The organism is Synechococcus sp. MU1651 (assembly GCF_023630635.1).
Classification (GTDB): Bacteria; Cyanobacteriota; Cyanobacteriia; order PCC-6307; family Cyanobiaceae; genus Parasynechococcus.
This window is the reverse complement of the sequence record NZ_JAKUHJ010000001.1, coordinates 380710-406430: the sequence shown is the minus strand read 5'-3', so window position 1 is coordinate 406430 and position 25721 is coordinate 380710. Positions and strand designations below refer to the sequence as shown.

General features: G+C 60.5%; 22 protein-coding genes and 1 pseudogene. 19 read left to right on the top strand and 4 right to left on the bottom strand.

The features are described 5' to 3' along the window. Nucleotides 1-2 precede the first annotated feature (2 nt). The 11 genes from NCN05_RS02380 (at nucleotide 3) to NCN05_RS02330 (ending at nucleotide 10617) form a co-directional block, all read left to right on the top strand. The gene (locus NCN05_RS02380; protein WP_250396823.1) at nucleotides 3-746 is read left to right on the top strand and encodes a phycocyanobilin:ferredoxin oxidoreductase; all 744 of its coding nucleotides are present in this window, start codon (nucleotides 3-5) and stop codon (nucleotides 744-746) included. Further along, complete coding sequence (locus tag NCN05_RS02375) at nucleotides 746-1642, top strand: HlyD family efflux transporter periplasmic adaptor subunit (protein WP_250396822.1); 897 nt, start codon at nucleotides 746-748, stop codon at nucleotides 1640-1642. The genes NCN05_RS02380 and NCN05_RS02375 overlap by 1 nt, the downstream gene beginning before the upstream one ends. Next, nucleotides 1639-2808 (top strand): ABC transporter permease DevC, encoded by a 1170-nt coding sequence (devC, locus tag NCN05_RS02370; RefSeq protein WP_114989062.1) that lies wholly within the window; start codon nucleotides 1639-1641, stop codon nucleotides 2806-2808. The genes NCN05_RS02375 and devC overlap by 4 nt, the downstream gene beginning before the upstream one ends. Then, entirely contained in the window at nucleotides 2808-3485 is a 678-nt protein-coding gene (locus NCN05_RS02365; protein WP_114989063.1) for a DevA family ABC transporter ATP-binding protein, read from the top strand. The genes devC and NCN05_RS02365 overlap by 1 nt, the downstream gene beginning before the upstream one ends. Before the next feature lie 36 nt (nucleotides 3486-3521). After that, a complete protein-coding gene (locus tag NCN05_RS02360) occupies nucleotides 3522-3677 on the top strand; it encodes an Asl3888 family RNA-binding protein (RefSeq protein ID WP_006850288.1) in 156 nt (51 codons plus the stop codon). Between the two features lie 91 nt (nucleotides 3678-3768). Beyond that, on the top strand, nucleotides 3769-4701 hold the full coding sequence (locus tag NCN05_RS02355) for a glycosyltransferase family 2 protein (RefSeq protein WP_250396821.1): 933 nt from the start codon (nucleotides 3769-3771) through the stop codon (nucleotides 4699-4701). A gap of 130 nt (nucleotides 4702-4831) precedes the next feature. Further along, on the top strand, nucleotides 4832-5548 hold the full coding sequence (gene rpsB, locus NCN05_RS02350) for a 30S ribosomal protein S2 (RefSeq protein ID WP_006850376.1): 717 nt from the start codon (nucleotides 4832-4834) through the stop codon (nucleotides 5546-5548). Nucleotides 5549-5632: 84 nt separating this feature from the next. Beyond that, on the top strand, nucleotides 5633-6295 hold the full coding sequence (gene tsf / locus NCN05_RS02345) for a translation elongation factor Ts (protein ID WP_038555235.1): 663 nt from the start codon (nucleotides 5633-5635) through the stop codon (nucleotides 6293-6295). A 5-nt stretch (nucleotides 6296-6300) separates the two neighbouring features. Next, a complete protein-coding gene (locus NCN05_RS02340) occupies nucleotides 6301-7422 on the top strand; it encodes a hypothetical protein (RefSeq protein ID WP_250396820.1) in 1122 nt (373 codons plus the stop codon). Continuing rightward, on the top strand, nucleotides 7377-9893 hold the full coding sequence (recG, locus tag NCN05_RS02335; RefSeq protein ID WP_284500104.1) for an ATP-dependent DNA helicase RecG: 2517 nt from the start codon (nucleotides 7377-7379) through the stop codon (nucleotides 9891-9893). Before NCN05_RS02340 ends, recG begins: the two co-directional genes overlap by 46 nt. 22 nt (nucleotides 9894-9915) lie before the next feature. Then, on the top strand, nucleotides 9916-10617 hold the full coding sequence (locus NCN05_RS02330; RefSeq protein ID WP_250396819.1) for a M15 family metallopeptidase: 702 nt from the start codon (nucleotides 9916-9918) through the stop codon (nucleotides 10615-10617). Here the strand turns inward: NCN05_RS02330 and NCN05_RS02325 are convergent. Further along, a complete protein-coding gene (locus NCN05_RS02325; RefSeq protein WP_284500194.1) occupies nucleotides 10581-12323 on the bottom strand; it encodes an NADPH-dependent assimilatory sulfite reductase hemoprotein subunit in 1743 nt (580 codons plus the stop codon). The two genes, NCN05_RS02330 and NCN05_RS02325, sit on opposite strands and share 37 nt — an antisense overlap. A gap of 88 nt (nucleotides 12324-12411) precedes the next feature. Between NCN05_RS02325 and glyS the strand changes: the two genes are divergently transcribed. Beyond that, nucleotides 12412-14577: a glycine--tRNA ligase subunit beta gene (gene glyS, locus NCN05_RS02320; RefSeq protein WP_250396817.1), complete on the top strand. Its 2166-nt coding sequence runs from the start codon at nucleotides 12412-12414 to the stop codon at nucleotides 14575-14577. Nucleotides 14578-14627: 50 nt separating this feature from the next. Further along, nucleotides 14628-14852: a hypothetical protein gene (locus NCN05_RS02315; RefSeq protein ID WP_250396816.1), complete on the top strand. Its 225-nt coding sequence runs from the start codon at nucleotides 14628-14630 to the stop codon at nucleotides 14850-14852. 49 nt (nucleotides 14853-14901) lie between these two features. Here the strand turns inward: NCN05_RS02315 and chlP are convergent, their stop codons facing one another. Next, nucleotides 14902-16284 carry a geranylgeranyl reductase gene (gene chlP / locus NCN05_RS02310; RefSeq protein WP_114989068.1) on the bottom strand — a complete coding sequence of 461 codons (1383 nt, stop codon included), beginning with the start codon at nucleotides 16282-16284 and terminating at the stop codon, nucleotides 14902-14904. Between the two features lie 108 nt (nucleotides 16285-16392). On the opposite strand from chlP, the gene NCN05_RS02305 reads away from it, so the two are divergent. The 5 genes from NCN05_RS02305 to NCN05_RS02285 all read left to right on the top strand — a co-directional run bounded on the left by NCN05_RS02305 (nucleotide 16393) and on the right by NCN05_RS02285 (nucleotide 22925). After that, on the top strand, nucleotides 16393-17145 hold the full coding sequence (locus NCN05_RS02305) for a M15 family metallopeptidase (protein WP_250396815.1): 753 nt from the start codon (nucleotides 16393-16395) through the stop codon (nucleotides 17143-17145). Next, entirely contained in the window at nucleotides 17142-19679 is a 2538-nt protein-coding gene (locus NCN05_RS02300; protein ID WP_250396814.1) for a peptidase U32 family protein, read from the top strand. Before NCN05_RS02305 ends, NCN05_RS02300 begins: the two co-directional genes overlap by 4 nt. 266 nt (nucleotides 19680-19945) lie before the next feature. Then, complete coding sequence (locus tag NCN05_RS02295; RefSeq protein ID WP_250396813.1) at nucleotides 19946-20224, top strand: hypothetical protein; 279 nt, start codon at nucleotides 19946-19948, stop codon at nucleotides 20222-20224. 268 nt (nucleotides 20225-20492) lie between these two features. After that, complete coding sequence (locus NCN05_RS02290; protein ID WP_250396812.1) at nucleotides 20493-22190, top strand: phage major capsid protein; 1698 nt, start codon at nucleotides 20493-20495, stop codon at nucleotides 22188-22190. 27 nt (nucleotides 22191-22217) lie between these two features. Then, entirely contained in the window at nucleotides 22218-22925 is a 708-nt protein-coding gene (locus NCN05_RS02285) for a hypothetical protein (protein ID WP_250396909.1), read from the top strand. 837 nt (nucleotides 22926-23762) lie between these two features. Here NCN05_RS02285 and NCN05_RS12490 read toward each other — a convergent pair. After that, the gene (locus NCN05_RS12490) at nucleotides 23763-23897 is read right to left on the bottom strand and encodes a hypothetical protein (protein ID WP_284500103.1); all 135 of its coding nucleotides are present in this window, start codon (nucleotides 23895-23897) and stop codon (nucleotides 23763-23765) included. A gap of 573 nt (nucleotides 23898-24470) precedes the next feature. Between NCN05_RS12490 and NCN05_RS02280 the strand changes: the two are divergent. Continuing rightward, a pseudogene (locus tag NCN05_RS02280) lies at nucleotides 24471-24569 on the top strand (DUF1651 domain-containing protein); the annotation flags it as partial. A 270-nt stretch (nucleotides 24570-24839) separates the two neighbouring features. On the opposite strand, the gene NCN05_RS02275 reads toward NCN05_RS02280, so the two are convergent. Next, nucleotides 24840-25691: a hypothetical protein gene (locus NCN05_RS02275; protein ID WP_250396811.1), complete on the bottom strand. Its 852-nt coding sequence runs from the start codon at nucleotides 25689-25691 to the stop codon at nucleotides 24840-24842. Between the last annotated feature and the right edge of the window lie 30 nt (nucleotides 25692-25721).

The following is a 25721-nucleotide window of genomic DNA, read 5'->3' as shown; positions in this document are numbered from 1 at the left end:
CGATGCAGCCCAAGCCGCTGGCGCCACCGCCAGGACAGCATCCCCTCGTGCAGGCCTTGGCGGCGTCGATCCGTAGTGCCTGGGCGGGATTGCCCGGATTGGAGATCCTCCCCTGCGATGAGGATTTGCGCTTCATCCAGGGGCAACTCGATGGCGAGGGCCTATCGATCGGCAACGAGCTTTTTCGCTGCATCGGCCTTCGCAAACTTCATTTGGAGGTTGCGCGACTCGGCAACGGCCTGCAGATCCTCCATAGCGTCTGGTTCCCCGATCCCCACTACGACCTGCCGATCTTCGGGGCCGACATCGTGGCCGGCCCGGCAGGCATCTCCGCCGCGATCGTCGATCTGTCCCCCACCTCCGATGACTTGCCGGAGCAGCTGATCCAGCGGCTTGAGGCCAGGCCATGGCCGGCGTTCCGTCAGGTTCGGGAGCTGCCGGCCTGGGGATCAGCCATCTTCTCGAACAAGGTGTGCTTCATCCGCCCCGATGGTGCTGACGAGGAAGCAGCCTTTCAGGAACTGGTGAGCCATTACCTGCAGGTGATGGCCACCAGCGTGATCGAGGCGACTCCCGAACCGTCCACGGCTCTCACTACAGTCCGCCGGTACGAGGGTCAGTTGAACTATTGCCTTCAGCAGAAACGCAACGACAAGACCCGCCGCGTGCTCGAGAAGGCCTTCGATTCAGCCTGGGCCGATCGCTATATCGACATGCTTCTGTTCGACAACCCTCCGGAACTCTGATGACCCCCAAGCGCTGGTCTGTTCTGGCTGGAAGTTTGGTCATTGCGGTCATTGGCGGCTGGTTGCTGCGGCCGACGCCCGAACCCAAGCCGGTTGAACCGACGCCTGCACCCACGGTTCTTCCCGAAGCGGTCGCGGCCCTGGGGCAGCTGGAGCCCGCCGGGGACATCCGCAATCTGGCGGCTCCCAATGCGGGGATGGCGGGGACACCCCGGGTGGCAGCCCTCAATGTGAATGAGGGTGATCTGATCAAGACCGGCCAGGTGTTGGCGTCCTTCGATCACCGGGATGGACTGCTCGCTGATCTGGAGCGCGTCGATGCGCAGCTGCGCAGCCTCGATCAGGAGATACAGCTTCAGGCCCTTGAGGTAGAGCGCTTCAGCAGAGCCGCCGATTGGGGTGCGGCCGAATTGACTCTGGTGGACAACAAGCGTGAAGAGCTGGTGCGTCTTCAGGGACAGCGGGATCAGGCCCTGGCGGAGCGCAAAGGGCTTCAGGCCGACCTCGTGCTCAGTCAGCTGATCTCGCCCCTGGATGGTGTTGTGCTCAAGCTGCATGCCCGTGCAGGCGAGCGCCCTGGTGCAGAGGGGGTGATGGATGTGGGGGCCAATCAGGCGATGCAGGCCAGCATCGAGGTCTACGAATCCGACATCTCCCTGATCCGCCTCGACCAGTCCGTGCGCCTCATCAGCGAGAACGGTGGTTTCCGAGGTGAACTCGTCGGGCGCGTCCTGCGCATCAGCCCGCAGGTGGAACAACGGTCTGTTCTCTCCACCGATCCCACCGGCGATGCCGACGCCCGCGTTGTGATGGTTGATGTGGTGCTGAACCCTGAAGATGCCGCCAAGGTCAGTCGTCTGGCGGGTTTGAAGGTGATCGCCCGCTTCGATCCATGAACCGGTTCTGGCGGGGGCGTCGGATTCCCCTCTCCTGGCTGTTGCTGACGCGCCAGCCTGTTCGCTTGCTGGTGGCGCTTGCTGGCATCAGTTTCGCGGGAATTCTGATGTTCATGCAGCTTGGATTCCGTGATGGCCTCTTTGACGCCAGCGTCACAGCGCACCGGCTGTTCGATGCTGATGTTGTTCTGATCAGTCCCCGCTCTGCCAGCTCCGTGAGCATGGAGGCCTTTCCAAGGCGGCGGTTGGTTCAGACCCTGGCTGATCCAGACGTCGATGGGGTGACCCCGGTGCATTGGGGGCTGATGCTGTGGCGGAACCCGGAAACGCGGCGCAACCGGTCGATCCTGGCCTTGGGTTTCAATCCCGACGACCCCTTTTTTGTCGATCCTTCCCTGGCTGAGAAAACTGACGCTCTCAAGCAGAAGGGGCGGATCCTCTTCGATCAGCTGTCACGTCCTGAATTCGGACCCATTGCCGATTGGTATCGCGATGGCCGTGTGGTGGAAACCGAGATCGCTGGCAACCGCGTCCGGGTGGCGGGTCTGGTGAGCCTGGGCACCAGCTTCGGTGCCGACGGCAACCTGCTCACGAGCACGGAGACGTTCCTCGATCTGATGCCTCAGAAGCCGCCTGGGGCGATCGAAGTGGGTCTGGTGCGGTTGAAGCCCGGCGCGGATCCTGAGCAGGTGGTGTCCCGATTGAGACAGCGACTGCCCAAGGATGTTTCGGTGCTGACCAAGCAGGGCTTCATCGATTTCGAGCAGAACTATTGGAAGAGCAGCACCTCCATCGGTTTCATCTTCACGCTCGGCGCCGCCATGGGCTTCGTGGTGGGCTGCGTGATCGTGTATCAGGTGCTGTACACCGATGTGAGTGATCACCTGCCGGAGTACGCCACTTTGATGGCCATGGGCTATCGCCTCAGCCATCTGCTGGGAGTGGTGGTTCGTGAGGGCTTCTATCTGGCGGCGATGGGGTACGTCCCCGCCTACATGGCCGGTCAGGGGCTGTACTGGTTCGTTCGTGACGCCACCAAGCTGCCCGTCGGCATGGATCTGTCCCGTGCGTTGACCGTTCTGGTGATGATCCTGGTGATGTGCATGTTGTCGTCGTTCCTGGCCATGCGTCGTCTCATCGATGCAGACCCTGCGGAGATCTTCTGATGGCAGCTGTTGTTGTCGACAACCTCTCCCACGCTTTCGGCCAAGGGGAGATGCGCCGCGCGGTTCTTCAGAACATCAGCTTCAGCATCGAGCCGGGCGAAGTGGTGTTGCTGACCGGTCCTTCAGGCTGTGGCAAGACGACACTGCTCACTTTGATCGGCGCCTTGCGGACGGTTCAGCAGGGTGAGGTGTCGGTGCTTGGTGAGTCCCTGCATGGTGCAGGCCGCCGGCGCCGCCAGCAGGTGCGCCGGCGCATTGGAATGATTTTTCAGGGGCACAACCTTCTGCGCTGCCTCACGGCTGAACAGAACGTGCAGATGGGCGCCGATCTTCTGCCTGATCTCAGTTACAGGGCGCGCCGGGATGAGGCTCGTCAGTGGCTCCGTGCCGTTGGCCTGGAGGACCACATGGCCAAAGTCCCCCATGACTTGTCCGGTGGACAGAAGCAGCGGGTCGCCATTGCCCGTGCCCTTGCCGCAAACCCCCGCCTTCTCCTGGCTGACGAACCCACCGCTGCCCTGGACAGCCGTACGGGCCGGGAGGTGGTGGAGCTGCTTCGCCGACTCGCCCGTGAACAATCCTGCGCGGTGCTGATGGTGACCCATGACCCGCGCATCGTTGATGTGGCCGATCGCCTGCTTCAGATGGAGGACGGGCGATTAAAGAATGCTGTTTAGTACGATGAAAGTTGACATCAGAGCCCGCAGTTCCGCATGGCCAAGCGCAGAAACCTGAAGAAAGAAAAGCAGGAGCGGAACCGCGCCTACGCCCGCAAGTTCAAGAAGCGCAAGATGCGGAACGATGGCCGTGGTGAAGGCGCTGGTAACGGTGTGACCGGAACCGCCAACAACGGTGGTGCCGCCGACTGATCAACGGATCAGACCATGCATCAAAAAGGGGGCCTGCGGGCCCCTTTTTTGTTGTTCGTAGGGTGGGTGGCCATTTGCATCGGCCGTCGCGATGTTCGTCAGCATCGTTATTCCGACCTACAACCGACGCCCGATCCTCGAGAAATGCCTCTCGGCACTGGAAGATCAGCAGCTTGCTGGAGCTCTTCAGGACTACGAGGTTGTTGTAGTTGACGACGGTTCCACCGATGGAACTCCGTCATGGCTGAGCGAGCAGTCCCAGCGTTTTCCCCATGTGCGCCTGATCGAGCAGGTGCACGGTGGTCCTGCCGAGGGCCGAAACCGCGGTGTGGATCACGCCCGTGGCGATGTGATCGTCTTCATCGACAGCGATCTGGTGGTCACAGAAACCTTTCTGGCCACCCATGCACGGGCGTTGCAGCAGTGCTGGCAACGGCGCGGTGATCGGCTCTGCTTCACCTACGGCGCTGTCATTAACACCGCCAACTTCGAAGCACCCTGCTCGGAGCGCCACAAATTACGAGACTTGTCCTGGGCTTATTTCGCCACTGGAAATGTGGCCATCGATCGGCAGGTGCTGGAGCGCTCAGGCCTGTTTGATACCGGTTTCCGCCTCTACGGCTGGGAGGACCTGGAACTGGGTGAGCGTCTGCGGCGGATGGGGGTTGAGTTGGTGAAGTGCCCGGACGCTGTCGGCTATCACTGGCACCCCGCCCTGAGTCTCGACCAGATCCCCCGACTTGTGGAAGTGGAGGGTGAACGGGCCCGTATGGGGCTTGTTTTTTACCGCAAACATCCCACCAGGCGGGTGCGCTTGATCATCCAGTTCACCTGGTTCCATCGCATCCTTTGGGAAGTGCTCACCCTCGGTGGGCTGATCAATCCCTCAAGTCTTCGCCCGCTGCTCCGTTGGCTGATCCGGCATGGCTATCCCGGAACGGCGATGGAGTTGCTTCGTTTGCCCCTTAATCGCATCGGTGTGCGTGCCCTGTTCCGTGAAGCCAGAGCGGCAGGGCTTCGCTGATCAACGTTTTGATACCTTCTATAGGTCCTTTCACACCGCACACCTGCCCGTTTCGGGTGCACCGTGAGACCAGCTCCTGCTGGTTGTTCAGGTCCCTGGCAGGTGGAGGCGAACCCGAAACCCTCAAACCATGGCTGTCGTCACCCTCGCCGAGATGATGGAGGCTGGTGCCCACTTTGGGCACCAGACCCGTCGTTGGAACCCCAAGATGTCGCGCTACATCTATTGCGCGCGCAACGGCGTTCACATCATCGACCTTGTGCAGACCGCCGTCTGCATGAACAACGCCTACAAGTGGACCCGTTCTGCGGCACGCAGCGGCAAGCGTTTCCTCTTCGTTGGCACCAAGAAGCAAGCCTCTGAAGTTGTGGCGCTGGAAGCCGCCCGCTGCGGAGCCTCCTACGTGAACCAGCGCTGGTTGGGCGGCATGCTCACCAACTGGACCACCATGAAGGCGCGGATCGACCGTCTCAAGGATCTGGAGCGGATGGAGTCCAGCGGCGCCATCGCCATGCGCCCCAAGAAGGAAGGTGCGGTGCTGCGTCGCGAACTCGAGCGTCTTCAGAAGTATCTGGGTGGCCTCAAGAACATGCGTCGCCTTCCCGATGTTGTGGTCCTGGTGGACCAGCGTCGTGAGTCGAATGCGGTGCTCGAAGCCCGCAAGCTCGACATCCCCCTGGTTTCCATGTTGGACACCAACTGTGATCCGGACCTCTGTGAGGTGCCGATTCCCTGCAACGACGACGCCGTTCGTTCTGTACAACTGATCCTGGGCCGTCTGGCCGATGCGATCAATGAGGGCCGCCACGGTTCCAACGATCAGCGTGGTGGCGACAGCGAAGGCTGATCTCCTCTCACCGCTAAGTTCACGCCGCTGATTCCAATCAGGGAATCGGCGGCGACTCAATTTCCCTTCTCACTGCTCCGACCGATGGCTGCTGCCGTATCCGCCAAGCTTGTCAAAGAACTGCGCGACAAGACCGGCGCGGGGATGATGGATTGCAAAAAGGCCCTGGCCGCCACGGAAGGCGATGCCAACAAGGCCGTTGAGTGGCTTCGCCAGAAAGGCATCGCCAGCGCTGAAAAGAAATCCGGCCGCACCGCCGCCGAGGGTGCCATCGGCAGCTACATCCACACCGGTGCCCGCGTGGGTGTGCTGGTTGAGGTGAACTGCGAAACCGACTTCGTGGCCCGGGGCGACATGTTCCAGTCGCTGCTGCGTGATGTCTCCATGCAGGTGGCGGCATGCCCCAACGTTGAGTACGTCACCACCGACGAGATTCCCGACGAGATCCGTGAGCGGGAAAAGGCGATCGAGATGGGTCGTGACGATCTCGAGGGCAAGCCTGAGCAGATGAAGGAAAAGATCGTTGAGGGCCGCATCGGCAAGCGCCTCAAGGAACTCGCCCTCATGGAGCAGCCCTTCATCAAGGACAGCTCCATCACCGTTGCTGACCTCGTCAAGCAAACCGCTGGCAAGATCGGCGAGAACGTGAAAGTTCGTCGCTTCACCCGTTACACCCTGGGCGAGGGCATCGAGGTGGAAGAGAACGATTTCGCTGCTGAAGTGGCGTCCATGCAGAACGCCGGCTGATTCCCTTGTCCGACCCGGACGTCAGGCCTGCTTACGACCCGTCAGAACAGCTGGCACGCCTTCAACGGTTGTGCCGGCTGCGGGCCGTCGCCCTGTACAGGGAGCAGGCTCTATATCTTCAGGTGCTGCGGGAACTGCTGGAAGGAGCCACCCGTCAGGCCCTGTTCAATCTTCTCGGTGAGGTTGATCCCTCCCGTTTTGGTCGGCTGCCGGAGTCGACCCGTCAGAATTTCCATGCAGCGGTCACAGACCTGATCGACCGCTGCAGTGTTCTGCTCACAGTTGAGCAGCTGATGCAGCTGGTGCGGCAGATGCAGCAGGAGCAACGGCGCCAGCAGGCCCATGCCAGCAGAAGCATGCTGCAGATGCTCAGTCGCCAGTCCCAGGAGAGTGCGCCTGAACCCGAGCCACCCACCTCTGAGCTCCCACGGGAAGAACCGAGCGGATCCATTCAGTTGAGCTTGGCTTCACCGCTTGAATCCCCCCCGAGGACGGCTTCCCCGGATCCCGTTAAAGAACCCGTCCCTGAACCCGCAGACAACAAATCCTCGGGTGATTTGGATGTGCTCCGCTCACTGTTCGAGCTGGCCGGTGATGCGATGCAGCAGGCCCAACAGCCCCTTGATCCCGGTGCTGTTCTTGATCCTTCGCTGGACGGCAACGACCACTTTCTTCCGAATGAACCGGATGCGCTGTTGCACTGGATCCAGGCCATGGATCAGGCGCTTGAGCGACGCCTTCGCAACCTGTCCCATGCGGTGAATGTGCAGATGCTGCGGTCAGGACTGGCCCAGACCCTCCTTCCCATCAGCCTTCTGGATGCTGTCCTGAAGGGGCAGGTCGAAACGCAGCCAACCGCCACGAACGTGCTTCGCCTGCGCCTCCCTCTGGCCGTCGGTGAGCTCGACCAGGGCATGGATGTGCTCTGTGTGCTCTTACGCAGCAACGATCTGGAGTTCGACAGCCTACGTCTGCGTCAGTGCCGCAAACGATTGCGCGCTCACCACCATGCTCTGCTCACAATGGTGCGGCAGCAGCGTCATTGGCAGCGTCGCTCCCTGGATCGTGAGGCCCGGACCCATTGGCAGACCCCATCGGATTCAACGCAGCAGCTGAGCGGGGACTGACCAGCGAGCAGCTGTCGCTGCTCCTCACCTGGATGCTTCCCCTTCAGCGCTCGCTGGGGTTGGAGGCCGATCGTGGTTTTCAGAATCTGCAGGGTCGCCAGCAGCGCTTTCACGCGTTTCTGCAGCAGCAACTCGCAGCGCCTCCGGCCGTTCCCTTCCCCCAGGGGGTCAGTGAACGCATGTCCAAGCTCAGCTCTGGCTTTGCCGACTATCCGGAGCTCTCTGATCCTGCCCGCCGTCGCTTGGTCACCGATGCCCGTCAGTGGCTGCATGAGCTGCGCCATCGCCTGGAACCCTCGGCTCCGATGGCACCGCCACGCCTCAAGGTTCAGGCGTCGCCCCAGCAGCTTGCTAGCTCACCACTGCAGCTCGATAGTCCCATCACCCAGATCCGTGGTGTGGGTCCGAAATTCGCGGCACGGCTGGCTTCGATCGGCCTGCTTCTGGTCCGCGACTTGCTCCGCTATTACCCCCGTGATCATGTCGATTACTCCGCGATGCGCCGCATTGAGGCGCTGGTGTCGGGGGAAACAGCCACGATTGTCGCCACGATTCGCCGTTGCAACGGATTCGTCAGCCCACGGAACACCAACCTCGCCATCATTGAGCTCCAGCTGCAGGACCCGACCGGTCGCCTGAAGGTAAGCCGTTTCCTGGCGGGCAAACGCTTCAGTTCTCCGGCTTACCTCAAAGGCCAGCAGCGTCTCTACCCCGTTGGTGCCACCGTGGCCGTCAGTGGTCTGGTGAAAGACGGCCCCTACGGCATCACCTTTCAGGATCCGTTGATCGAGGTGCTGGACAGCCCCTCGTCTCCGGTCAAATCCCCCAGCATCGGCCGGCTTCTCCCGGTGTATCCCCTCACCGAAGGAGTTGGCGCGGATCGGTTCCGCAGTCTGATCGATCAGGTCCTGCCCCTCGCCGCATCGTGGCCTGATCCTCTCCCCGCAGTGATGCAGCGGCAATTCCAGCTGCCGGCATTGTCGGAGGCCCTGCAGGCCCTGCATGCGCCCAAGGATCGCGAGAGCCTCGATCGGGGACGGCGCCGGCTGGTGTTCGATGAGTTTCTGCTCCTGCAGCTCGGTCTGTTGCGCCGACGCCAGGCGCTGCGCTCTCGGACGGGCCCGGACCTGGATCTCCAATCCAGTGCCAATGGGCTTGTGGGGGAGTTCATGGATCTTCTGCCCTTCCGCTTCACCGCAGCCCAACAACGGGTGTTTCAGGAGATCGAAGCCGATCTGGCGCGCAGCGAACCCATGGCCCGTCTGGTGCAGGGGGACGTGGGCTCGGGCAAAACGGTGGTTGCCATTGCGGCGTTGCTCAGCACCATTGCCTCGGGCTGGCAGGGGGCCCTGATGGCCCCAACGGAGGTGTTGGCCGAGCAGCATTACCGCAACCTCTGTCAGTGGCTGCCGCAGCTCCATGTGAGCGTCGCCTTGCTGACGGGATCCACGCCGCGGCCCCGCCGTCGGGAGCTGCTGGATGACCTTGCCAACGGGTCGCTGAAGGTGCTGGTGGGCACCCATGCCTTGCTCGAGGATCCTGTCGTTTTCAACCGCCTGGGGCTGGTGGTGGTGGATGAACAGCACCGTTTCGGTGTGCATCAACGGGATCGCCTGCTCAACAAGGGCTTGCAGCCCCATCTGCTCACCATGACGGCAACACCGATCCCTCGGACCCTGGCGCTCTCGATGCATGGGGATCTCGATGTCAGCCAGATCGATGAATTGCCGCCAGGGCGAACACCGATTCGCACCCGCATGCTCACGGCCGCAAAGCGCGAGAAGGCCTATGAGTTGATCCGTGAGGAGGTGCAGCTGGGCCAGCGGGCCTATGTCGTTCTGCCTCTGGTGGACGAGTCTGAAAAGCTCGAGCTTCGCTCAGCCGTTGAAGTTCACGCTGAATTGGCTTCGGAGGTCTTCCCAGATCTGGCCGTTGGTTTGCTGCATGGGCGTCTTTCCAGTGCTGAAAAGCAGGCGGTGCTGACCGATTTCGCTGCTGGCACGACTCAGGTGCTGGTGTCGACCACGGTGGTGGAAGTGGGCGTGGACGTGCCCGAAGCCAGCGTGATGGTGATCGACCATGCCGAACGTTTCGGCCTGGCGCAGCTGCATCAGTTGCGGGGGCGCGTTGGCCGTGGCGCCGCTGCCTCCCATTGCCTGTTGATCAATGGCAGCTCCAATCCCCTGGCCCGCCAGCGTCTGGATGTGCTGGTGCGCTCCACCGATGGCTTCGAGATCGCCGAGATGGATCTGCGCTTGCGGGGGCCTGGCCAGGTGCTGGGAACCCGACAATCGGGCCTGCCTGATCTGGCCCTGGCCAGCCTTGCCGATGATGGTGCTGTGCTGGAGGACGCACGAACAGCCGCCCAGGAGCTGTTGAACAACGATCCTGAGCTCGCGCAGCACCCGTTGCTGCGCGAGACCCTGGAGGCCCAGCAGCGTCGCCTCAGCGGTGGCACCCCCTTGAACTGATCCATCCCGTTGCCGCGATTCGATGCGCCCCTGGAGTTCAATTCCGATCGAAGATTGCGGCGAGCCTTTGCAAGCGCTGCCTCCTGCTTTGTTGCGGATGGAACCTCACCCGTACATGGCGCTGGGGGCGCCCTATGGGACGTCGGGGAATCCCTTTCAATTGCGCCTGGGGGTCGTTCAGCACCTTCTTGATGCTCAGCAGCAGCTGGTCGAGCACGATCCCCGCCTGCGCTTGAGCATTTTTGATGCCTGGCGGCCGATCGCCGTGCAGGCCTTCATGGTGGACCACAGCATTGCGGAACTCTGCCGTGAACGCGGCGTGGAAGCGCGCTCAGGGCACGCCTTCGATCAGGTGGTGGCCGATGTGGGGCGCTTCTGGGCTGCTCCCAGTCGGGATCCTGCGACCCCGCCTCCCCACAGCACCGGTGCGGCTGTTGATCTCACCCTCAGCAGCAGCGATGGAACGCCGCTGGCCATGGGGGGAGAGATTGATGCCATTGGTGCGGTGTCTGAACCGCAGCACTACGCCGGTCGGGAGGATTCCGAAGCTCGGTGCTGGCATCAACGCCGGCAGTTGCTGGCTGAAGTGATGGGAGCAGCCGGCTTTGCCCAGCATCCGAACGAGTGGTGGCACTTCTCGTTCGGTGATCAGCTCTGGGCCTGGCGAAAAGGTGCAGCTGTGGCGGTCTACGCCGAGGCCGTCAACAGCGCGCTCACTTCCTGATCACCAAGCTTCTCGATGTGGTCCCCGAAGCTGCGACGTCCACCGGCGGCTTTCCAGCTGAGGAGGAGCGGTTCAATGGTTGTCTCCAGATCATCCAAGGGCAGTTTTTCCAGGTAAGGGCGCGCCAGACGCTGGAGATTGGGGGTGCCGCCGAGCCACAGCTGGTACTGGTTAACACCGTTGCCCACCAAGCCCAGCTCCGCCATGTAGGGGCGGGCACAGCCGTTGGGGCAGCCGGTCATCCTCACAAGCAGGGACTTCTCAATCTCGAGGCGTCGCAGCTGGGCATCGAGGCGATCCAGAACATCCGGAAGGATGCGCTCAGATTCGGTGATGGCGAGCCCGCAGGTGGGTAGAGCTGGGCAGGCGATGGCATGCCTGGCCAGAGGTGCTGGGGCTTCAGGCACCTCAAACCCGAGGGCTTCCAGCTGGGTACGAATGCTGGCTCGCTGGGAGGTGCCGATGTTGCACAGCAGCAGGTCTTGGTTGGCGGTGAGGCGAATCTCCAGCTGGTAGGTCTCCACCAGCTCCCTCAGCCCTGCCTTGAGAGCTCCGTTCAGGCGGCCACAGAGCAGGGGAAGTCCCACGAACCACATCCCTGCCTTCTGGCGATGCCAGCCGAGATAGTCCAAAAGCTTGGCCTTGGGCTCATTGCGCAGCCCCTTGAGGCTTCCCTTGAAGTAGGTCGCGCACAGGGTGTCGCGGAACCACTGGATTCCCTTGTCGTGCAGCAGATACTTCATGCGGGCGTGCTTGCGCACCTCCCGATCACCGTGATCCCGTTGCAGCGCCAGGATCGCCTGAACCACATCCAGAACGTCGGCAGCATCGACGTAACCCAAAGGATCCGCCGTGCGGGCGAAGGTCTCCTCCTTGTTGTGGGTGCGGCCCATGCCACCGCCCACGTAGACGTTGCAGCCCCGCAGATCGCCGGAGGGGTCGGTGAAGGCCACCAGGCCGATGTCCTGGGTGAGCAGGTCAACAGAGTTGTCCCCCGGCACGGTGACGGCCACCTTGAATTTCCGTGGTAAGTAGGTGTCTCCGTAGAGAGGTTCCTCAGTGCTGCCGGAAAAAACGCCGCCCTCGCTCTGGCGCTTTCTGGCCTTCTGAACGGCTCGGCTGGGCTTGAAGCGATAACTCAGGTCACCATCCACCCAGAGGTCCAGATAGGCCCCCTCGGCCGCTTCGGGGCTGAGCAGATCAGCAATTTCATCGGCCAGGCGCCGTGCCACGGGATAGCCGCCTTTCTCAAAAGGAGCTGGTGGTGCCATCACATTGCGGTTGATGTCCCCGCAGGCCGCCAGGGTCGAGCCCATGTTGCGAACGATGGTGCCGATCACCTCTTTCAGGTCGGCTTTAGCGATGCCGTGCATCTGGAAGGCCTGACGGGTGGTGGCCCGCAGAGTTCCGTCCCCAAGGCGGTTGGAGAGGTCATCGAGTGCGAGGAACAGTCGGGCAGGGATGCGTCCGCCCGGACTGCGCAGCCTCAGCATCATCTGCCAGCTGCGAACCTTGTCCGTCTTGCGCAGTTCGCGGTGGTGCTGTTGGTAGCTGCCGTGAAACTTCAGCAGTTGAACGGCATCTTCCGTGAAGCGCACATCGTCGTTGCTGAGCTCGCTCAACAACGGGTCGCGTAGATGGTCGCTGTCCAGCTTGCGCTGCTCCGCCTTGGACAGCGATTGAGTTCTTGTTTCCGCCACTGCCAAGGAGCCTTCCCCCACCCCGAAAAGGATTTCTTGATTTGAACGTAGCGAAACGGCTTCCAATACAGTCGCTTCCGGCTCTGACCTTGGCGTGACGGCAACCTTTCTTCTGGAAATCGGCACCGAGGAGCTTCCTGCCGATTTCGTCAGGCAAGCGCTTGACCAGCTGCAGCAACGGGTGAGCCGTGATCTGCGTGAGGCAAGGCTTGGCCATGGAGCGGTGTCGGTGTTCGGCACCCCCCGGCGTCTGGTGGTCTCCGTCGCTGATCTGGAGGACCGCCAACCCGATCTTGAGGAAGACCGCAAGGGCCCTCCCGTGGCTCAGGCTTTTAAGGACGGCATCCCAGGGCCAGCGGCGATCGGTTTCGCCAAGCGCTGCGGGGTTGATCCCTCAGCACTTGAACAGCGTGACACTCCCAAGGGGCCTTGTGTCTTCGCAACCGTGCTCACCCCCGGTCAAGCCTGCGTTGACCTGCTCCAGGGGCTGATCCCCCAATGGATTGATGCGTTGCAGGGTCGGCGGTTCATGCGCTGGGGCACCGGAGCCCAGCGCTTCAGCCGCCCCATTCGCTGGCTGCTGGCGCTGAAGGGTTCAGAGGTGATCCCGGTGGTGCTGGGCGGCGCTGACCCTGAGGTCCGCAGCGATCGTTTCAGCCGTTCCCACCGTCTCCATGGTGACGAGCCCCTCTCCATCGCATCAGCGGAGCAGTTTGGAGAGACCCTTGCCGCCGCTGGCGTTGTTGTCGATCGTGCGGAGCGGGCCAAACGAATTCGCACCAGCCTGGACCAGTCGGCACAGGCCGCCAACGGAACTCCCGACTGTCCGGAGTCGCTGTTTGAGGAACTGGTGGACCTGGTTGAAGACCCCAGGATTCTCGAGGGAACCATTGCTGAGCGGTTCCTGCAGCTTCCTCCGGAGGTGATCAGCACGGTGATGCAGGCTCACCAGCGTTATGTGCCGCTGCAGGTGCCTGGTCTGGAAGCAGACCCGCTCCGACTCACCGCTGAGGCTGTGCTTCGGCCCCAGTTCCTTTTGGTGGGCAATGGCCTGGCCCCGGCGTCGTCCTTGATTGTTCGCGGCAATGAACGCGTGCTTGGAGCTCGCCTGGCGGATGCTGAATTTTTCCTCGATGTTGACCGGCGTCAGTCCAGCGAATCCCGGCGTGAAGCCCTCGACCGTGTCACCTTCGCCGAAGGCCTGGGAAGTCTTCTGGACCGCTCCGAGCGAATCGAGCGGCTCACGGGCCTGCTGTTGAAGCAACTCGGTCTGGATCAGGGCGTGGTGGATGCGGCCCAGCGTGCCGCTCATTTCTGCAAGAACGATCTGGTCAGCCAGATGGTGGGTGAGTTCCCTGAACTTCAGGGCCTGATGGGGGGCAAATACCTCCTGGAGGAGGGAGAACCGCGCGATGTTGCTCTCGCTGTGGTGGAGCACTATCTGCCTCGGGGAGCCGGTGATGCTCTGCCCACAACCCCCGCGGGAGCCGTTGTGGCCTTGGCGGAACGGCTCGAGCTGCTGCTCAGCATCTTTGCCAAGGGAGAGCGACCAACCGGATCCTCCGACCCCTATGCCCTGCGGCGGGCCGGCAATGGTGTTGTGCAGATTCTCTGGGGCATGGCCTGGCGCCTAGACCTCATGGCCTTCCTCAGTCACGCCGTGGAGGAGTGGGCTGCTCTCTTCCCGGCCTTTGCGGTGGATGCCAGCCAACTGCATAACGACCTCTGTCAGCTGATGCGGCAGCGGATCGTGTCTCAACTGGAAGACGACGGCTTTGCGCCTGATCTGGTGCAGGCTGTGGCTGGTGATGCTGTCTCCAGTCAGCGTCTGCTCAGTGATCCCCTGGATGTCAAGCAGCGGATTCAACTGTTGCGTGACCTTCGGGACAGCGGTCAGCTGGATGCCGTCCAGGCGGTGGTGCAGCGGGCAGCGAAGCTTGCCGAAAAAGGTGATCTGGCACGCGATCAGCTTGTGGCCGGCGATGTGGTTGAGGCCGAACGGTTCGAGTCCGCCAGTGAGAAGGATCTGTTCGCAGCTCTCGAGCAGCTACAGCCATTGGCTCAGCGGCGGTCTTATCAGGCCCTTGCCGATGCGCTCGTCGCGGCAACCCCGGCGCTCCAGGCCTTCTTTGATGGTGACACCAGCGTGATGGTGATGGTCGACGATGCCGCGCTGAGGCTCAATCGCCTCAACCTGTTGGCGGTCCTGCGCAATCAGGCTTCGGTCTTGGCCGAATTTGAATCGATTCAATCCAAATGAAGGCAGCCCTGGCCCCTGCGGCTAAGCAGGGGCCAGCCGCAGGGGCCGCAATGTCTGATCAACAGACGACCACCACCCAGCAGCCTGTGGTGATCCGCCAGGGAGGCAATGGTCTGGGCAGCGTGATTGCGGCGCTGATCTTGGCTGCTGCCGCCGTTTATGCCATCACCGTCTGGTCGACGACCAAGAAAGACAAATCCCCCGCCAAGAACATTGAGCAGGGGATTGAGCGGATCAAGGATGCCGCTGGCAAGGCGATCGAGTCACGCAACTGACCAGCAGCATTGTTGTGGGTGTTGGAGTGATGTTGAGGGCCGGCCTCCCTCAGGAGACGCCGGCCTTTTCCTTCGACTCGGAACCTTTGGAGTTCCCCTCCTTGGATTCGCCAGCTTGAGCCTTGATCTGCTGGGCCGCTTCCTCCGCCAGGAAATCACCGTCGGAACGGCCAACGGCCGAAGGAACAGGGTTGTAGACGGATGGCGCCAGAGCCTCGCCCCGGATCAGGCTGCCCAGGGTGCGGAGGGTGAGCTTGATCTGCTGCCAGGGGTTCATCATCACCACCCGTTTGTACAGGTAGCTGTCAAACGTCAGCTTCTGCACGTCCTTGTCGTCGCACATCTCGACGAAGGCTTCCCGGGCAGCGTCGTTGCGGTAGAAGATCCGCTGCAGGATGTCGAGCACCGCATAGGTGGCACCGTATTTGCGGTCCCAGCGCTTGAGGTAGGTCGACTTGATCTGCTTTTCGGTGGGGATGGAGGCGCCGTTGTTGGAAATTTCCACAATCGCTTCGGCACACATCCGGCCGCTCTTGGCAGCGAAATAAATGCCTTCCCCGGAGCTCTTGGTGACGTAGCCCGCTGCATCGCCCACCAAGGCCATGCGGCCCACAACCCGTCGCGGACGGGGGTGCTCAGGAATTGGGTGGGCTTCCACCTTGATCACTTCGCCCTGGAACAGGCGCTTGTTGGCCCGCTCACGAATGCCCCTTTGCAGACCCTTGATCAGGCTCTGGTTCTGCTGCATGGTTCCCGTTCCCACGGCCACGTGGTCGTATTTGGGAAACACCCAGGCATAGAAGTCGGGAGAGACGTCTGTTCCGACGTACATCTCAGCCAGATCTTCGTAGTAGGTCATCTCCTCAGCAGGAAGCTTGATCCGTTCCTGGAAGGCGATGGCCACGTTGTAATCCCCGGCGTCCATGGCTTTCGCCACCCGGGAGTTGGCGCCATCGGCACCGATGATTAGATCCACAGCCAGAGTCTTCTGCTCACCGGTGGGGCCCCCACCGCTGTAGTCGGCGTAATGAATGGTGTAAGGGCCCTGACGGTCTGCACCGGTGTCGATCTTCTGCACCAGACCGTTGATCAGAGTTGTGCCCAGATCGGCGGCGCGGTTGCGCAGGAAGGCATCGAACACCTCACGACGGCACATGCCGATGTAGGCGTTTTCGTCGTAACCGAGGGGATCGAGCTTGATGTCCACCTCCCGGTTGGAAGGGGAGATCATCTTCATGTTGCGGACCTTGCGGTCGATGATTTCGTCAGGCAGGTCGAACTCTTCGACCATGCAAAGAGGAATGGCTCCACCACAGGGTTTGGCGTTGTCGAGTTTGCGCTCGAACAGCCAGGTTTCAATTCCCGCCTTGGCCAGAATTTCGGCAGCACAGGAGCCACTTGGGCCACCGCCGATCACCGCAACTCGCAACATCTCAGCCCGTCTCCGCTGGATTGTTTTGTGAAGCTATCACTGTCACAACAACCATTGTGGGTTGAGCTGGCTGCTGCCTTTACGATCGAAACAACACGCATCAGCGCCTTGGTTCGGGCCTCCTCTGCGCGACGCATCGAGCGGGAGGACATTCCGGTCGCTCGACGAACACGGCAGCCGCGTCAACGCAAGGGAAATGGCGCAGCTGGATTGCTGTTCGGGCTCGTTCTCGTCTGTGCCGGAAGCCTGGCTGTGGTGATGCTTGTTCCCACGCTGCTGTCACGGCGCCAGCCCACGCAGAGCCTTGAGATTTCAGGCTTTCGCGAACGTCCTGACGCCGATGGCCGACTCCTGGGCCACTTCCCCTACGGAGAGGCTGACGCTGATCAACTCATTGTCTTTGAACCGGGGATCGAGCTGAATGTGAAAGCCGCCGAGGCCCTCGACACGATGATGCGTTCCGCCTTGGCTGACGGGATCGATCTGCGTCTGCTCAGTGGATTCCGCTCCCTGGCCCTTCAGGAATCGATCTTCTTTGATGTGGCCTCCGAACGGAACCAGACCGCCGAAGAGCGAGCCCAGGTGTCAGCTCCACCGGGCTACTCCGAGCACAGCACGGGTTACGCCGTCGATCTAGGCGATGGCCGTTTCCCTGAGACCAACCTCTCCCAGAGCTTTCAAGACACCGCCGCCTTTCGCTGGTTGCAGGACCATGCGGCGAGATATCACTTCGTGTTGTCCTTCCCTGAGGGCAACAAACAGGGTGTGATGTACGAGCCCTGGCATTGGCGCTACGAGGGCAATGCGGATGCACTGCGTTTGTTCGAGCCGGCCAGTCGGTTCTCCAGGCGCGACCCTTGACCGTTCCCGAACTGCTGTCACCTGCCGGCGACTGGGCTGCGATGAAGGCGGCCGCTGCCTCCGGTGCCGATGCGGTGTATTTCGGCGTTGATGCCTTCAACGCCCGCCAGCGGGCTGAAAATTTCCGACTGCAAGACCTTCCTGAAGTGATGCAGTGGCTGCATCAGCGGGGGGTGAAGGGATTCCTCACTTTCAACGTGTTGGTGTTCAGCGATGAACTGGAGGCAGCGGCTCAGTTGCTGATCGCTGCAGATCGAGCCGGTGTGGATGCGGTGATCGTCCAGGACGTGGGGCTCTGTCGCCTGGCCCAGCGTCTGGTGCCGAACCTCTGTGTGCATGGCTCAACCCAGATGTCGATCACCAGTGCCGCGGGTATTGCCCAGGCTGCCGCGCTCGGTTGCCGGCGGGTGGTGCTGGCCCGTGAGCTGGCCCTGCGTGATCTCGAGCGACTGCAGACACAACTGGTTCAGCGGAACCTTGCGATGCCGTTGGAGGTGTTTGTGCATGGCGCCCTTTGCGTCGCCTATTCCGGTCAATGTCTGACCAGTGAATCCCTCGGGCAGCGCAGTGCTAATCGAGGTGAGTGTGCCCAGGCCTGTCGCCTGCCCTACGAAATGGTGGTGGATGGGCAACCCCACCCCCTTGAAGACCAGCGCTACCTCCTCTCGCCCCAGGATCTGGCGGCCTGGGAGCTGCTGCCGGAGTTGCAGCGCATCGGCGTGGCCAGCCTCAAGATCGAAGGGCGTCTGAAGGATGCTGCCTACGTGGCTGCTGTCACCGACGCCTATCGCCAGCGCCTGGATCAAACCCCCGCTTCGGCGCCGCAGGTGCAACGCCAGCTTGAGCTGGCCTTTTCCCGAGGCCTTTCCACCGGTTGGCTTGAAGGGGTGAACCATCGCCGTCTGGTGCATGGCCGCTGGAGCAAGAAGCGGGGCCCGCTACTGGGGCAGTTGCTGCGGGTGGAGCGGGGTGGTTGGTTGCATCTGCGCAGCCGGGAACAGCTGCATCCCGGGCAGGGCCTTGTGCTGGAACAACTGTCGTCCGACCCGCTGCAGCCGCCTCGGGAGATCGGTGGCCGGATCATGGTGTGTGAGCGGATGGGCGACGAACGCTGGAAGCTGCGCCTGGGGCCCGATCGTGTGGATGGCTCTGGCTTGAGAGCTGGCGCCTCGGTCTGGCTCACCAGTGATCCCGATTGGCAGTCCCGTTGGCAGCGTGCCGCCCGTCGCACGGTGGAGGCTCGGTCCAGGGATCTGGCGCTGCGGGTGTCCGGTCGGCTGGATGCCCCGCTGGAGTTGCAGGTGCTGGAGCCCCAGGAATTTGAGCTGAAGCTCTGCAGCACCATGCCGCTGCAGAGTGCTTCGCAGCGCCCCCTTGACCGGGAACGGCTTGAGCAGCAATTGGGACGCCTGGGGGGAACCGGTTGGTCGCTTCAGCATTTGGAGATCGAACTGGAGGGCGATCTTTTTCTGCCCGTGGCGGAACTGAACCGCATGCGCAGGGCTCTGCTGGAGCAGTTGGAGGCCACAGGGGACTGCAGCACCGATTCAGGGCCTGTCCCTGCAGCCACCAAAACGGCAGACCCAACGGAGCTGCTGGCTCAGATGTGCCCACCAGCTGTCGCTCCCCTCAGCGAGACCAAGCCAGGCTTGGTGGTGCTGGTGCGCAGCCTGGAGCAGCTGCAGGCCTTGGTGGATCTCTCCGGCACGGACCTGCCGATTCGCTCGGTGGTGGCGGATCTCGAGCAGCCTCGGGAGCTGCGGGAAGCGGTGGCGATCGGTCGAGGCTGCTGGCCTGAGGGTGTATGGCTGGCCGGTGCACGGATCACACGGCCTGATGAACGCTGGTCGCTTGAGCCACTGATTCGGGCCCGTCCTGACGGTTTCCTGGTGCGAAATGCCGATCAGCTGGAGGTGCTGACGCCGCTGGCCCCCTGCATTGGTGACTTTTCCCTCAACACCGCCAACCCCCTGAGTTTCCACTGGTATCGCGACCATTGGGCGCTGCAGCGACTCACGGCCAGTTACGACCTCAACCTTCAGCAACTGCTGGATCTGGCCGCCGCCGTTGATCCAGCGCTGCTGGAGGTCACCCTGCACCAGAACATGCCGTTGTTCCACATGGAGCATTGCTTGTTCTGTGCATTCCTCTCGGACGGCAAGGACCACACCGATTGCGGTCGTCCCTGTGAGAAGCACCACGTCACTCTGCGGGATCGCAGTGGCGTTGAACACCCACTGCGGGCTGATCTGGGTTGTCGGAACACCCTTTTCAATGGGATGGCGCAATCGGGCGTTGAAGCGCTTCCGTCGCTGCTGCGGGCAGGCGTGCGCAGGATCCGGCTCGAACTTCTAGATGAGGATGCCGCTGCGACGCAACGGCGCGTCAGCCTTTACTCCGAGGCTCTGGCGGGTCGGATGGCCACCCAGGAGGTCTGGTCCCAGGAGCAGATCCACCACCAGCTGGGCGTCACCCGCGGCAGCCTGAAAGTGTCAACTGGGCGTACTGAGCCAAATCGCCCTAAACGTCGCTGAGATCTCAGTCGTAGACAGGAGTCTCATCTCCTGTCAGAACCGTGTCGTCCACCGTTTTGACGACATGTCAATTCATATTCACAGCGATCCGCAGCAAATGATCTGCTGCAAAGCCCCCACTGATTTGGTGGAGCGGCTCGAGAGGGCCTGCAGGGATTACAGCTGCACCAAGAGCAGCCTGATGCGCCAACTTCTCCACCACGGCCTAAATCAACTTTCAGTCGCCTCATCGACTGAAATCCACGCATCTGCAGGAGCCAAAGCAGATGCCTGAAATTCAGTGGACCTCAGAGGCCGTTGAGGCCAAGGCCAAGGAAATGATCGGCATGTGGGAGCCGCACTGCGCTTCCAACATGGAAACGGCGCTGGCCCACCACGTGGCTTACCTGACCGCTTCTTTCCTGCAATTGCAGGAGGCGTACCAGGTCAATGTCTGCTCAGTGATCCGCACCAACGACAAAGCGGAGCTGACGCAGGAGATCACCAAGGTGGCCGTCGCAGGCCTCAGCGAGCGCCTCGAGGCTGTGGAGGGTGCACAGCCATGAAAAAACCCCCTGCGCCAACAGGGGGCCAAGAGCAAAAGACTGACTTCAACGTACCTGCGGCATCCAGCAATGGATGGCCCCTGGCGTCGGAGTTCAGGACAGCTTGGCCCTGGCAAGACATCGATGTCTCGACCACCAGCGCGTTGCTGCGGCAAGGGTGCGAAGGCGGCTGGTCTGCTGACCATTGCCGACGCATCGCTGACCTTCATGCCCATCACTTTCCCTTGGGCTGCTTGCTCTGGGAACGCGAGGCGAGGAGGGCTCGGCGATGACGAGTGCTCGGATCTACGACTCCTGGGAGGAGGAGCAGGCCGCAACCAAGAAGGTGGCGGCCCTTGCTCGACGCTCTAACCCTGATGACCTGCTGAGCGAACTACTGCCAGCCCGGTCGCCGCAAAGAGCCAATGCGGCGACGGTGATGCAGGTGCTGTCTGAGAGCGCAGCACAAGGGCATGGAACGCTGCGCTGGAACCTGATGACCCATGAGGTGGAGGTGGAGGGCATGGCCCTCTCCCCCACCGCGCACGACTGCTTTTACGTGCTCTGTCAGAGCCGCGGATATGACATCGCCAAGGGTGAAGCCATCGATGCTTTGGACCTTGCAGCGCAGGGTGATGCGTATCACCCGGTGCAGGACTGGTTGCTGAGCTGCAGGGACAGCGAGCCGTACGACATTTGCCGTCTCGCCTCAGAGTTCCTCCGCCCTGCTGACCTTCCTGGACAGGAGACGATCTACGACCGGATGCTGGTCAAAACCTTGGTCGGCGCAGTGCGTCGTGCCTTTGAGCCGGGCTGTCAGCACGACACTTGTTTGGTCCTGCAGGGAGAGGGAGGCAGCCGGAAGACATCGTTCTGGCGCACGCTGTTCGACCCGTGGTTCACAACGTTCCGAGGGCGCATCGGCAGCAAGGACGCGATGCTCACGGTCCATCGTTTCTGGGGGCTGGAGCTGGGGGAGCTGGATGGGATCACCAGCCAGACCCATGCCGGTCATCTCAAGAACTTTCTGAGCACCAACGTCGACAGCTTCCGCACCCCGTACGGACGAAAGGTGTCGCCCGTTCCACGCCATTCCGTTTTCCTCGGCACCTGCAACGAGGGCACGTTCCTGGTCGCCACCGACCTGCTCGCCGGCAATTTCGTCGAGGCGCTGCGTGACCGTCTCGCCGTTGCTGAACTCGGCGCCACCATGCTCACCGGCTTGGTTGGTGATGTCTCAATCCCTAAGCGCACGGGGACTGCGACTGCCTATTGGTTCGGTGCTGATAACGCCGATGCCGTGACCGAATCAACCGGCACGATCGGCACCATCTCAATGAGCCCAAAGACCGTCGGTGCTTACAGCAAGTTCTCCCGCTTGATGGAGCTGCAGTCGACACCGGACATTGAGCAGCTCATCCGCGCTGACTTCGTTGCCCTGTTGGCCGACGCGATCGACACCGCTGCCATCAATGGTTCTGGCAGCAGCAGCCAACCCACCGGCATCCTGCAAACGTCAGGTATCGGCTCGGTAGCTGGCGGCACAAACGGTTTAGCCCCAACGCTCGATCATCTCCTCGACCTCAAGAAAGAGGTCGCTGTAGATAACGCTGACGTCAGTACCTGTGGCTTCCTCACGAACGCGAAAGTCGAGTCCGTTCTTGCCAAAGCCAAGGACTCCCAGAACCAGTACCTCCTCAGCCCTTATGGAGCTGAACTTGGCCGTAGCCAAATTGCAGGGCGGCGTCTTGAGGTCAGTAACAACGTCCCCTCAAATCTCACGAAGGGCACAGGGACCAACCTGTCCGCTGTTATTTACGGGAACTTTGCAGACCTGTTGATCAGCATGTTCGGCCAGCTGGAGATCCTGGTTGATCTCTACACCGACTTCGCTAAGGGCACCGTTGGTGTCCGGGCTCTGCAGTCGATCGATATCGCTGTTCGTCACGCTGAATCATTCGCTGCCATGCAGGACGCGATCGCATAACCGCGATCGTTGCCTGCCCTGGTGCAGATGGTGCCCGGGGCTTGGACACCCCGGGCTTTTTTGTTTATATGTTCGAAACTGGTTGATGAAGCAATGTCACTTATTGATCGGCTAAAAAGCCCTGGAGAGATTTATGTGTTGCTTGTTACTTTTATTTTTACCGAGCAATTTGACAGAAATTTAAACCTGGAAGCGGTCGAAGAAAGTGCAATTAGAGATTTTCTTGAAATATCTCATTCATTCTTGGACGCACTCACTAATCATATGAAGCCAATAGGGGCTGCATTTTTTGTATACACATTTATCCTACTAGTGCTAAGACTGTTGGGGAATAAGTCGCGAAGATTGATTGATGTGCTAGCAATTTTCCTTACAGCCTGCTGGATGGTTGAGCTTGTCATTATTAATCTGCTTCTTGTTGCTCCTATCAAAAGCCCCGTTCTTTTAATTGTTGAGCTTTTGCTTTTCATCCCAATTATCTTGATTTGCTTTTCGTGGTGGTATTGGCGAATAAACCATGGGCGATTTGAAAGAAATTTGTCGCCTGCAATTGTAGTAACAGATGGGCCAGGTCCTCTTGAATATTTTTTCTTTGCTGCAGAGGTTTGCTTTGACTACTCTCAAGATTCATGTAAAACTTCTGTTTCAAAAATGGTACGACTTGTAAATGGATTTGTTGTGCTTGACGTTTTTGGTTTGACTCTTTCAAGAGCAGTAGATTTAGCAATAGGGTGACTTCAGGGCCCTTACTTGAACATCGGCCTCGGGTCATCCGAAGGCGCGTTGTTTATCTAGCCTGTGGTTGTCAAAACAGTAGACAGATAGGGACAGCTAGATGGAGTTAATGACGATTAGCGAGGCTGCAAGACGCCTCGGATATAAGTCCAGATCTCAGCTCTACAGACTGATCAACGATGGCTACCTCCACGAGCATGTCCATGTGCAGCAACACACCGGACAGCGATTGGTTGACATAGAGGGGCTGCGGGAGAAGTTGCAATGCATCTGCCAGTGGCGTCCCTACAGCGTGTTCCTCAGGCGTTAGCGACAGAGCTGCAGTGGGCGACGCTGCGCAACGTGATTGAGCTGGCTGAGGACAGCTAACGCATTACCTGTTCCCTCTGAGAGGTTACGCCTGTGGCGTTGGGCTAGTAGGAGTTAGGTGGACACACGACGACTTTCTGTAGTCATCGCGACCTGATTATCGGACTGTCACGGAAGAAATCCTTGATCCCAAAGGTCTTCGAAAAATGGTGTGCAGAGCCACTAGCGAGCACCTATCAAGGAGACCTGCGGTACTTCCTCTTACGGCTGAGTGAGCCATCGCAGCAGCACGGGAGAGCGACCCGTTAGCTGGCAGACAATCCAGTCCCCATCCCACGGCAACTGTGGATGGGGCTGGCTTTCTGCGCTTAACCCCGTCTTCCAATAACGGTAAAGATTCAGTGCATTGCACTGGATTGCAGAACTCGTCGGCAGCGTTATGGAACGGACCGCATCGCTCGGGGCGAACGAGTTTCTCCTCGCGGTTCCGTAGTCCCGCATCTTTGATTCGGTAACGGCTGTTGGAAGTCAGCCCCGCCGATAGAGGGGGCTGTGGTCGCAGATGTCGTAGAGAATATTGGCCATCTTCAGGTTATGCGTGCGCAGAGCATTGCTGGCGTTGTTGGTGCTGATAGCACTGCCCGCAAGGGGGGCGGAGCCCATTCGCCTGCAGGTGATTCCATATCAAGTGAGGAAGCAAGAGATACCTGTCCTGCCGTTCTTGCTACCGCCACCTCCCTTGCTTTTAGAACCAGCCAAACCCAAGAAGCGCAGGCGACATAGCGGTAGGCACCAGGTCTGGAAGGACGATTTTGATTGGCTGATGGATTAGTCATCCCCTGGTATCAGCCACGTCGGTGCCAAGAGCTTTGATTCAACATGCAGTGGGTGACGCTGCGAAACGTGATTGAGCTGGCTCAGATTGCTGACTGACTTGCGACTACTGGAAAGTTGTCTGACCTACATCGCTGAACTGGTAGCTCTCTCTGCGTAGGTCTTCTTCAAGCCTTTGCAGTTTTGCGGTCAAGGCGGCAACTTTCGTGCTGTGACCAATGGACGAGAAGTAGGCAAGCCGACAGGCCTCCCACCGAAGACCGAACTCCAGCCTTTCTATTGGAGTTTTGGCAGGTCGCATCTCACTCCTTATCAACGGAGTAAAAAACTAAAAAGAAAAAAATGGTCGACGTAGGGAATGTGACTGCGAGCCTTTAGTGATTACCGCCCCGCCCGCGTGAGCCGATGCCTCGTCGGCGGATGCTGCGGCACAACGCCATTGAGGCTTGGCAGACGATGCAGAAGACGGGCTGGAGGCGCTGCCCTCCTCCTGTGCGCTGAGCAGACGGACCCAACACTGTCAGGCATGGGTCCGCGTCCTGAGGAGTTTTCGCGTCACCTCTAGGACTTTTTTTTTGTACTCAAGTCATACCAGTCGATTCAGCGAAATTTGCTACCAAACGCCTGAGGTGAATTGAGCAAAAAAACTCAGGTTTGTGGGGAAAGAGCTGGCATAGAACCTTTTCAGGCACGGCCCACGACTCAGGGCTTCGATGCCTTGGGGGCGGACATGAGACGCCGCCCCCCCCCCCTTTTTTTCTCAAACATTGGCTATTGCTGCTGCTGACTGAGGGCTGAAGGCTGCCAGGTCGGAGATGTAATGCGTTTTGGCACTGGGAGGGATGCTTCCTTCTTTTTCCGTTGCTCTTCAATTACATCGGCCTCAAAACCGAGGCGGGCCATGTTGGCGATTGTCTGATCCATAACCAGTTCATCGCCACGGCGGTACAAATAAAACTCCTCAACGCGGTTCTTCAACTGTTCGTCTGTTACGTCAGGCCGCAACTCACGCCACCAAAAATCCGTCGGCAAATCAGAGCAGGTCCAACGCACTCGTAGTGGCTGCGTGCTCATAAAGACGATGCGAGCCCCGGTTGTTTTGACCCAGTCGTTAAACGTATTTCGTGCTTCCCGGTCACTTCTGTTAGGCAAGGCCAGGAATGCCTCTACCTTCTCCCGAATTTGTTTCTGCATGTGCTCGCCACTTGGTTGTGACTGCAGAGCCTGAATTTCTGCCCCGGTCTCTCTGGTCTGATTCTCGGCCTCTTCGGCTTGCTTCTCAGCCTTGCAGACGATTTCGCCAAGCATTTTGAGCAGGTCTAGATCAGCGTCTTTCTGCTCCACAGCCCGTTGAAGATTGGCGCGGGAATCATTTGCTGTCGTCCGGTATTGCCCTGCGACGCGCTGCTCCTCCAAAAGTCGTTCCTCAAGCTCCCTGATGCGCGGACCTGTTGCCGGGTTTTTGAAAAATCGTTCCCATCGCCGGTGCATAAACGCCTCAAGGAGAAGCTCTTCGTCCACCTTCCAGCACTGTCTTGTTGGGACTTTGCACTCCCTGCCACTGTTCTGAGCCGAGCACACGAGATCTAGATATTTGCCGCTGTGGCTGGTGGTGTCGGTCATCGCAGCACCGCACTGGTAAAAGGTGATGCC